Source organism: Amycolatopsis sp. cg9 (assembly GCF_041346945.1).
Lineage (GTDB): Bacteria > Actinomycetota > Actinomycetes > Mycobacteriales > Pseudonocardiaceae > Amycolatopsis.
In genome coordinates, this window is sequence record NZ_CP166850.1 from 443,905 (window position 1) to 454,538 (window position 10,634).

General features: G+C 75.5%; 2 protein-coding genes. Both read right to left on the minus strand.

Annotated elements, in window-relative coordinates; genetic code table 11:
* Positions 1-78: 78 nt before the first annotated feature.
* Positions 79-7,497 (minus strand): type I polyketide synthase, encoded by a 7,419-nt coding sequence (locus AB5J73_RS01765; protein WP_370967406.1) that lies wholly within the window; start codon positions 7,495-7,497, stop codon positions 79-81.
* Positions 7,494-10,634 carry a type I polyketide synthase gene (locus AB5J73_RS01770; RefSeq protein ID WP_370972859.1) on the minus strand — a complete coding sequence of 1,047 codons (3,141 nt, stop codon included), beginning with the start codon at positions 10,632-10,634 and terminating at the stop codon, positions 7,494-7,496. The genes AB5J73_RS01765 and AB5J73_RS01770 overlap by 4 nt, the downstream gene beginning before the upstream one ends.

The window sequence follows — 10,634 nt, forward strand, 5'->3', positions numbered from 1 at the left end:
GATGCGGCCGGCCGGACGTCTTGAATGACTCATTCAGGACGCGTCGGCGCGCGGCGAGACAGCCGGTCGGTGCGCGCATCAGGAGATGCCGAATTCGGTGTCGAGCAGCCGGAACATCTCGTCGTCGTCGGCCGAATCGAGGCGCTCCGCGATCGATTCGCGGTCCTCGCGCCACTGAGCGAGCAGGACCTCCAGCCGGGCCAGCGCCCGGCCGCGGTCCGCCGGGCCCGCCGCCGTGAGACCGGCTTCGAGGCGGTCGAGCTCCTCGGCGAGCCCGGTCGCGGCCGGCTCGACGCGGGTGCGCAGGTGCGCGGCCAGCGCTTCCGCCGTCGGGTGGTCGAAGACCAGCGTGCTCGGCAGGCTGAGCCCGGTCGCGCGGGACAGGCCGTTGCGCAGCTCGACCGACGCCAGCGAGTCGAGGCCGAGGTCGCGCAGGGGCTGGCGGACGTCCACCGACTCCGGTGTCGCGTGCCCGAGCACCACGGCGATCTCGCCGCGCACGATGTCGAGCAGCAGCCGGTCCAGCTCGGGGCCCTCGGCGGTGCCGAGGATCTCCGCGACCGCGCCGCCGGACGCCGGCTCGAGCGCCAGGACCTCGCGGACCTCGGGCAGCTCGCCGAGCAGCGGGCTCGGGCGCTGCGCGGTGAACGCCGGCACGAACCGCGTCCAGTCGACGTCCGCGACGACGACCGCCGGCTCGTCCCGCTCGATCGCCGCGACCAGCTCCGCGACCGCCCGCTCCGGCGGCAGCCCGGGCACCCCGCGCCGCGCCATCTGGACGCCGGCCTCGCCCTCGGCCAGGCCGGGCCCGGCCCACGGGCCCCAGGCGACCGACGTCGCGGTCAGGCCGCGGGCCCGGCGCGCTCCGGCGACGGCGTCGAGCGCCGCGTTGGCCGCGGAGTAGGCGCCCTGGCCGCCGCTGCCCCAGGTGGCCGCGATCGACGAGAACAGCACGAAGGCGTCGAGCGGGGTGTCGCCGAGCAGCTCGTCGAGGTGGGCCGCGCCCCGCACCTTCGCCGAGCGGACCCGCTCGAACTCGGCCACGGACGTCTCGGCCAGGTACTCGGGATCGGCCGCGCCGGCGGCGTGGATCACCGCGGCCGGCGGGAACTCGGCCAGCAGCGCGGCCAGCGCGTCCCGGTCGGCGACGTCGCACGCCCGGACCGTCACCCGCGCGCCGAGCGCGGTCAGGTCCTCGACCAGCCCGGGGGCGGCCAGGCCGCGACGGCCGGTCAGCACCAGGTGCTCGGCGCCGTCGGCGGCCAGGCGCCGGGCCACGTGCCCGCCGAGCGCGCCGGTGCCGCCGGTGATCAGCACCGTGCCGCGCGGCCGCCACTCGCGGACCTTCCGCGCGCCGGCCACGCGCACCAGCCGCCGGCCGAACACCCCGGACGGCCGCACCGCGATCTGGTCTTCGGGCCCGCCGAGGACCAGGTCGGCGTCGCCGGCGAGGTCGACGCACCCGCCCCAGCGGTGCGGGTGCTCCAGCCCCACGACGCGGCCGAGACCCCAGATCCCGGCCGCGGCGGGGTCCACCGGCTCGCCCGGCTCGACCTGGACGGCGTTGCGCGTGACGCACCACAGCGGTGCTTCCCGGCCCGCGTCCCCGAGGGCCTGGACGAGCACGAGGACGTCGGCGGCGTCGGTGAGGTAGGACAGCACGCCGTCGGTTTCCGGCAGCCGGGCCGCGAGCTCCGCGCGGCCGATCCCGGCGGGCACCTCCAGCACCGTGACGCCTTCGGGGAGCCGCACGTCGCCGCCTTCGGGGACGACCGCGAGCCACCAGCCTTCGAGCGCGGCCGCGGTGCCGACCGGCTGCCAGGCCACGCGGTAGCGCCAGTCCGTGGTCCCGCCGTCGGCCTCGCCGCGCCAGCGGGCCAGCGCGGGCAGCACCGCGTCCACAGTGGAGCGTTCGACGCCGAGGGTTTCGGCCAGCCCGGTGCCGTCACCGTCGCGGACGGCGGCCCAGAACCGGGCGCCCGCCGGGTCGGCCGCCGGGGGCGTGCCCGGGGCGAGCCAGTAGCGCTCGCGCTCGAAGGGGTACGTCGGCAGGTCGACCCGCGTGGTCGCCGAGCCGAGCACCGATGCCCACTGTGGACTGACGCCGCGGACGTGCAGCCGGGCCAGCGCGGTGAGCAACGTCTCCGGTTCGGACCGGTCCGCGCGCAGCACCGGCACCGCCCCCTCGACCAGCGCGGACAGCACGGCGTCCGGGCCGATCTCGACGAACGTCGTGACGCCTTCTGCACGCAAAGCCTCGACACCGTCGGCGAACCGGACGGTGGCTTCGACCTGCCCGGCCCAGTACTCCGCGGTCTCCGGGCCGGTCCCGCCGGTGGGGACGAAGGGCAACTCCGGCGCCGCGAAGGAAAGCGTTCCCAGTGTCGCGCGGAAGCCCGGCAGCATCGGCGCCATCAACGGCGAGTGGAACGCGTGGCTCGTGGCGAGCCGCTTGGTCTTGGCGAACCGCGCGGCCACCTCCGCGACCGCGGTCGCCTCCCCGGACAGCACCACCGCGTCCGGACCGTTGACCGCCGCCAGCGACACGCCGTCCGGCAGCGGCAGGACGTCCGCTTCGGCCGCCTGCACCGCGATCATCACGCCGCCCTCGGGCAACGCCTGCATCAGCCGGCCGCGCGCGGCGACCAGCGTGACCGCGTCGCCGAGCGTCAGGATCCCGGCGACGTGGGCGGCGGCGATCTCGCCGACCGAGTGGCCCAGCACGGCGTCCGGCCGGACCCCCCACGTTTCGAGGAGCCGCACGAGCGCGACCTCGACCGCGAAGATGCCCTGCTGCGCGTACTCGGTGCCGTCGAGTTCGGGGCCACCCGCGAAGACGACCTCCCGCACTCGCGGGTCGGGGCACGCGGCGTCGAACGCGGCCGCGAACGCCGGGTATTCCCCGTACAGCTCACGGCCCATCCCGGCCCGCTGGGATCCCTGGCCGGTGAACAGGAACGCCGTCTTGCCGCGCTCGGCGACCCCGGTGATCGCGCCGCGGCCGTCGCGGACCGCGGCGAGCCCGGCGGCGCGGTCGGCCGGCATGACCACCGCGCGGTGCGCGAACGCGGTCCGCCCGGAAGCGAGCACCCGCGCGACTTCCACCGGGTCGGCGTCGACCGCGAGCAGGCGTTCGGCCTGCGCGCGCAACGCCGTTTCGGTGCGCGCCGACAGCAGCCACGGCGCCGGCCCGGTGAACTCCGCCGGGGCGGGGGTGTCCGCCGGTTGTTCGAGGATCACGTGGGCGTTCGTGCCGCTGACGCCGAACGACGACACGGCGGCGCGCCGGACGCCGGTCTCCGGCCACGGCGTGGTGCCGGTCAGCAGCGCGACCGAACCCGCCGTCCAGTCCACTTTGGCCGACGGGGTGTCGAGGTGCAGCGTCCGCGGCAGGACGCCGTGGCGCATGGCCTCGATCATCTTGATGACCCCGCCGACCCCGGACGCGGCCTGCGCGTGCCCGATGTTGGACTTGAGCGACCCGAGCCACAGCGGCGACGGCCGGTCCTGGCCGTAGGTGGCGAGGACGGCCTGCGCCTCGATCGGGTCACCCAGGACCGTGCCGGTGCCGTGGGCTTCGACGGCGTCGACGTCCGAAGCGGACAGTCCGGCGTTGGCCAGCGCCTGCCGGATCACCCGCTGCTGCGACGGCCCGTTCGGCGCCGTCAACCCGTTGGACGCGCCGTCGGAGTTGACCGCCGACCCGGCGACCACGGCCAGCACCGGGTGCCCGAGCCGCCGCGCGTCCGAAAGCCTTTCCAGAAGCAGCATCCCGGCGCCCTCGGCCCAGGCCGTGCCGTCCGCGGTGTCCGAAAAGGACTTGATCCGGCCGTCCGGGGCGAGCCCGCGCTGCCGGCTGAACTCGACGAACGCGCCGGGGCTCGCCATGACCGTGACCCCGCCGGCCAGTGCGAGCGCGCACTCGCCCGCCCGCAGCGACTGCGCCGCGAGGTGCAGCGCGACCAGGGACGACGAACACGCCGTGTCGACGGTCAGCGTCGGCCCTTCGAAGCCGAACGTGTAGGCGATCCGTCCGGAAAGGACACTGGCCGCGGTGCCGGTGCCGAGGTTGCCGCCGACGTGCTCGGGGGCCTCGTGCAGCGGCGGGCCGTAGTCCTGGGACGCGGTACCGGCGAACACGCCGACGGCGTCGCCCCGGACCGAGTGCGGGTCGATGCCCGCGTGCTCGAACGTCTCCCAGGCGACTTCCAGGAGCAGCCGCTGCTGCGGGTCCATCGCCAGCGCTTCGCGGGGGCTGAGTCCGAAGAAGGCGGCGTCGAACCCCGCGGCGTCGGCGAGGAAACCCCCGTGCCGGACGTAGGTCTTGCCCGGCCGGCCGGGTTCCGGGTCGTGCAGCGCGTCGACGTCCCAGCCGCGGTCGGCGGGGAACGGGCCGATGGCGTCGGTGCCGGTCAGCACGAGGTCCCACAGCTGGGCCGGGGACGCGACGCCGCCCGGGTAGCGGCAGCCCATGCCGACGACGACGATCGGGTCGGCCGAACCCGCGTGCGCGACCGGCGCTTCGGTGGCCGTCCCGCCCGCGAGCCACGCGGCGAGCGCGGCCGGGGTCGGGTGGTCGAAGACGAGCGTGGCGGGCAGCGACAGCCCGGTCGCCGCACCCAGCCGGGAGCTGAGTTCGACGGCGGTCAGCGAGTCGAAGCCCAGGTCGGCGAACGCGCGGTCGGCGTCGAGGGCTTCGGGGTGGCCCAGCACCGCGGCGGCCTGCGCGCGCACCAGGTCCGTCAGGCTGCCGCCGGGCACGGGCACCGCCGGGCGGGTGCGGGCCGGTGCGCGGCCGTCGGCGGTGAGCCAGTAACGCTCGTGCTGGAAAGCGTAGGTCGGCAGGCCGGTGCGGCGCGCGCCGGTGAAGAACGCGGCCCAGTCGACCGGGACACCGTGGGTGTGCAGGGTGGCGACCGCCGTCAGCAGGGTGGCCGGCTCGTCTCGGTCCGGGCGCAGCGCGACTGCGGTCACGGCGTCGGTGAGGCCGCGGGCGAGCGCGGTGAGCACGCCGTCGGGGCCGAGTTCCAGGTACGCCGTGACCTCTTGGCCGGCCAGCGTCGCGACGGCGTCGGCGAACCGGACCGGCTCCCGGACCTGCGCGGTCCAGTAGTCCACTGTGGACATGCCGGTGGCCTGCCCGGTGCGGGTGGACACCAGCGGCACGGCCGGTGCCCGGAAGTCCAATGCCCGCAGGGTGTCCGCCAGCGGTTCGAGGACCGGGTCCATCGCGGCGGAGTGGAACGCGTGGCTCGTCGTGAGCCGCCAGGTCCGGCGTCCCCGGTCCGCCCAGTGCGCCACGACTTCCGCAACGGCGTCTTCCGGACCGGAGACGACGACCGCGGAAGGGCCGTTGACGGCGGCCAGGTCGACCCCCGGCGGCAGCGCGAGTTCGGCTTCGCCGGCCTCGATCGCGGCCATGGCCCCGCCCGCGGGCACCGCCGCCATCAGCCGCCCGCGGGCGGCGACCAGCGTGGCCGCGTCGGCGAGGGAGAGCACCCCGGCCAGGTGGGCGGCGGTGATCTCGCCGAGCGAGTGCCCGGCGACGACGTCCGGCCGGATGCCCCACGACTCGACGAGCCGGGCGAGCGCGACCTCGACCGCGAACAGCCCGGCCTGCGCGTAGTCCGTGCGGTCGAGCAGCGTGTCGACCTCGGCGAAGACGACGTCCTTGAGCGGCGGCGCGCCGTCCCAGCACGCGTCGATCTCCGCGCAGACGGCGTCGAACGCGGCGGCGAACACCGGGAAGGCGGCGTGCAGCTCGCGGCCCATGCCGGGCCGCTGGGCGCCCTGGCCGGTGCAGAGGAAGGCGAGCTTGGTCTCGGCGCGGGCCTTGCCCTGGACGAGCCCGGCGGCGGGCAGGCCCGCGGCCAGCGCGGCCAGCCCGGCGGGCAGCTCACCGACCACGACGGCCCGGTGCTCCAGCTGCGCACGGGTCGTGGCCAGCGAAAACGCGACGTCGACACTCGGCTCGACCGCACTCAGCCGAACCGCCTGCGCCCGCAACGCAGTTCCACTGCGAGCCGCCACCAGCCACGGCCCCAAGCGCCCCAATGTGGCGTTCGGTGCGTCAGACGCACCGAACGCCACATTGGGTGCGTCAGACGCAACCAACGCCACATTGGGGCGCTCCTCGACGATGACGTGCGCGTTCGTGCCGCTGACCCCGAACGACGAGACCCCGGCGCGGCGCGGGCGGTCCCCGGCGGGCCACGGCTGGGGCGAAGTGAGCAGGGAGACCGAACCGGACGTCCAGTCGACGTGCGGCGAGCGCTCGTCGGCGTGCAGGGTGCGCGGCAGCTTCTCCGCCTGGAGCGCGAGGACCGTCTTGATGATCCCGCCGATCCCGGCCGCGGCCTGGGCGTGCCCGATGTTGGACTTGAGCGACCCCAGCCACAACGGCGTCGAGCGGTCCTGGCCGTAGGTGGCCAGCAGCGCCTGCGCCTCGATCGGGTCGCCCAGCACGGTGCCGGTGCCGTGCGCTTCGACGGCGTCCACATCGGACGGGACGAGCCGGGCGTCGGCCAGCGCCGCCCGGATGACCCGCTGCTGCGCGGGACCGCTGGGCGCGGTGAGGCCGTTGGACGCGCCGTCGGAGTTGACCGCCGACCCGGCCAGCACGGCGAGGACGTCGTGACCGTTGGCCTGCGCGTCGGAAAGGCGTTCCAGCACCAGGACGCCGACGCCCTCGGCCCAGCCGGTGCCGTCCGCACCGGCGCCGAAGGACTTGCAGCGGCCGTCCGGGGCGAGCCCGCGCTGGCGGCTGAACTCGACGAACCCGCCCGGCGTGCTCATCACCGACACGCCGGCCGCCAGCGCGAGGGTGCTCTCGCCCGCGCGCAGCGACCGGATCGCCAGGTGCACCGCGACGAGCGACGCCGAGCACGCGGTGTCCACCGTGAGCGCCGGGCCTTCGAGGCCGAACGCGTACGCGATCCGTCCGGAAAGGACACTGGCGGCGAGCCCGGTCAGCAGGTGCCCTTCGACGTCGGCGGGAGCTTCGTGCAGCCGCGGCCCGTAGTCCTGGCCGTTGGTGCCCGCGAACACGCCGGTGCGGCTGCCGCGCACGGAATCCGGCGCGATGCCGGCCCGTTCGAACGCCTCCCACGCGGCTTCGAGCAGCAGGCGCTGCTGCGGGTCCATCGCCGTGGCTTCGCGCGGGCTGAGGTCGAACAGCGCGGCGTCGAACCCGGCGACGTCGTCGAGGAAACCGCCGTGCCGGACGTAGCTCGTGCCGGGCGCGGACGACGGGTCGTAGAGCTTCGAAAGGTCCCAGCCGCGGTCCGCCGGGAACTCGGTCACGGCGTCGCGGCCCTCGTCGACCAGCGTCCACAGGTCTTCGGGCGAGGTGACGCCGCCGGGGTACCGGCAGCTCATCCCGACGACGGCGATCGGCTCGTGCGCGCGGTCCTCGAGCTCCCGGACCCGGCCGCGGGCTTCGCGCAGGTCGCCGGTGGCGCGCTTGAGGTAGTCGAGGAGCTTCTGTTCGTTCGTCACTTGGCGGCACCCAGTTCTTCGTCGAGCAGGGCGAACATCTCGTCGGCCGTGGCGTCCGCCAGCTCCGCGCCGGCGTCCGGCCCGGCCGCGACGAGCGTCCGGAGCCGGGTCAGCACGTGGGCGCGCGCGGCGCCGTCGAGGTCGCGCAGGCCGGACTCGAGCGCGTCGAGGTGGCGGTCGAGGCCGTCCGACGCCGTGCCCGACAGCTCGCCCAGCAGGTGTTCGGCCAGCGCGGCGGCGGTCGGGTGGTCGAACACCACCGTCACCGGCAGCTCCAGCCCGGTCGCCGCGGCGAGGCGGTTGCGCAGCTGGACGCCCGCCGCCGAGTCGAAGCCCAGCTCGCGGAACGACCCGCCCGGCTCGACGTCGTCGGCCGAGGGGTGGCCGAGCACGGCCGCCGCGGCGGAGCGGACCAGCTTCACCAGTTCCCGCCGCTGCTCGCCCCCGCTCAGCCCCAGCACTTTCACGTGAAAGTGAGGCGGAGAGCCCACCTCCGGCTCACTTTCACGTGAAAGTGCCGTCCGGGTGGTGAGCCAGTGGTTGCGGTGGTCGAACGCGTAGGTGGGCAGGTCGATCCGCCGTCCCGCGGGCAGCGCCCAGTCGACGTCGATGCCGCGGACGGCCAGCTCGGCCAGTGCCAGCCGGACCCGGCCGAGGCCGCCGTCGCCGCGGCGCAGCGCACCGGCGACGACCGCGCCCGGCGCCGTCTGCTGCATCCCCAGCGTCAGCACCGGGTGCGGGCTGAGCTCGACGAACGTCGTCCAGCCTTCGGCCAGCACGGCCCGCAACGCCGGGTCGAACAGCACCGGCCGGCGCAGGTTCGTGAACCAGTACTCCGCGTCCAGGCCGGTGGTGTCGAACACCGACGCGGTCACCGTCGAGACGAACGGGACGTCGGCCGGGCGCGGCCGGATCGGCGCGAGGTCGGCCAGCAGCCGCTCCCGCAGCGAGTCGACCTGCGCGGAGTGGGACGCGTAGTCCACCGGGATCCGTTTCGCGTGCTCACCGCACTTTTCGACGAGATCGTCCAATGCGGACGGTTCGCCGGACACGACCACCGACGCGGCCCCATTGACCGCGGCGATCGCAAGCCCCGGCGACAGGAGCTCTTCGACCTCGGCGAGCGGCAGCCGGACCGAAACCATGCCGCCCTGGCCGGACAACGCGGCGAGCGCGCGGCTGCGCAGCGCCACCACGCGCGCACCGTCCGAAAGGGACAGTGCGCCCGCGACGCAGGCGGCGGCGATTTCGCCCTGGCTGTGCCCCAGCACGGCCGCGGGCCGGACGCCGTGGGCTTCCCACAGCGCGGCCAGCGACACCATCACGGCCCACAGCGCGGGCTGGACGACGTCGACGCGGTCGAGCTCGTCCCCGCGGCGCAGCACGCGCAGCAGGTCGAAGTCGGTGAACGGCACCAGCGCGGCCGCGCACTCGGCCAGCCGGGCGGCGAACACCGGAGACGTTTCCAGCAGCTCGCGGCCCATCCCGGCCCACTGGGAACCCTGGCCGGGGAAGACGAACACCGCGTCCGGCCCGGCGTCGGCGAGCCCGGTGACCACAGTGGACGCTTCTTCGCCCGCGGCGAGCGCCGCGAGCCCCCGGCGCCGGTCCGCGCCGAGCACGACCGCCCGGTGCTCGAACCGGCTGCGCGAAATCAGCAGCGAATGAGCGACGTCGAGCGGGTTCTCGTCCGCCAGGGACAGCAGCCGCGCGGCCTGACCGCGCAACGCCGCGGCGCTCCGGGCGGACAGCACCCACGGTGCCTCGGGAACGTCCGGGGACGAGGCCGCCGGTTCGGCGGCGGGCGCCTCTTCCAGGATCACGTGCGCGTTGGTCCCGCTGACCCCGAACGACGACACCCCGGCCCGGCGCGGCCGGTCCCCGGCGGGCCACGGCTGAGGCGACGTCAGCAACGAAACCGCACCCGCCGTCCAGTCCACGTGCGGCGACGGCTCGTCGGCGTGCAACGTCTTCGGCAGCACTCCGTGCCGCAGCGCCAGGATCATCTTCAGCAGCCCGGCGACGCCGGCGGCGGCCTGGGTGTGACCGAGGTTCGACTTGACCGACCCGAGCCACAGCGGCTCCGCCCGGTCCTGCCCGTACGCCGCCAGCAACGCCTGCGCCTCGATCGGGTCGCCCAGCGCGGTGCCGGTCCCGTGCGCCTCGACGGCGTCTACATCGGACGGTGCGAGCCGCGCGTCGGCGAGCGCCTGCGCGATGACCCGCTGCTGCGCGGGACCGTTCGGCGCGGTCAGGCCGTTGGACGCGCCGTCGGAGTTCACCGCCGAGCCGCGCACCACGGCCAGCACCGGGTGCCCGAGCCGGCGGGCGTCGGAAAGCCGTTCCAGCAGCAGGACACCGGCGCCCTCGGCGAAGCCGGTGCCGTCGGCGCCCGCGCCGAACGCCTTGCAGCGCCCGTCGGCGGAAAGCCCGCGCTGGCGCGAGAACTCGACGAACACCGACGGCGTCGCGAGCACCGTCGCCCCGCCCGCGAGCGCGAGCGTGCACTCGCCGCGGCGCAGCGCCTGCACCGCCAGGTGCACCGCGACCAGCGACGACGAGCAGGCGGTGTCCAGGGTCAGCGCCGGGCCCTCGAAGCCGAAGGTGTAGGCGATCCGGCCCGATGCCAGCGAACCGGACGTACCCATCAGCACGCGGCCGGCGAGGTCCGCGTCGGCCGCGCCGGTGCCGTAGTCGGCGTACATCGTCCCGGCGAACACCCCGGTCCGGCTGCCGCGCAACGACACCGGGTCGATGCCGGCCCGCTCGATGGCCTCCCAGGACAGTTCGAGCAGGAGCCGGTGCTGCGGGTCGGTGACCTCGGCGGCGGCCGGGGACATGCCGAAGAACCCGGCGTCGAACGCGCCCGGCTCGGCGAGGAAACCGCCGTGGCGGGTGCTGGAGTGCCCCGGTTCGTCCGGCCGGTGCAGGCTTTCGACGTCCCAGCCGCGGTCGCCGGGGAACTCGGTGATGGCGTCGGTGCCGCCGTCGAGCAGCCGCCAGAGGTCCTCGGGCGTCGTGACGCCGCCGGGGTACCGGCAGCCGGTGCCGACGACGGCGATCGGCTCCTCGGCGGCGCGCAGCTTCTCGCGGGCCTGGTGCAGTTCGAGGGTGACCCAGCGGAGGTTCTCCAGCAC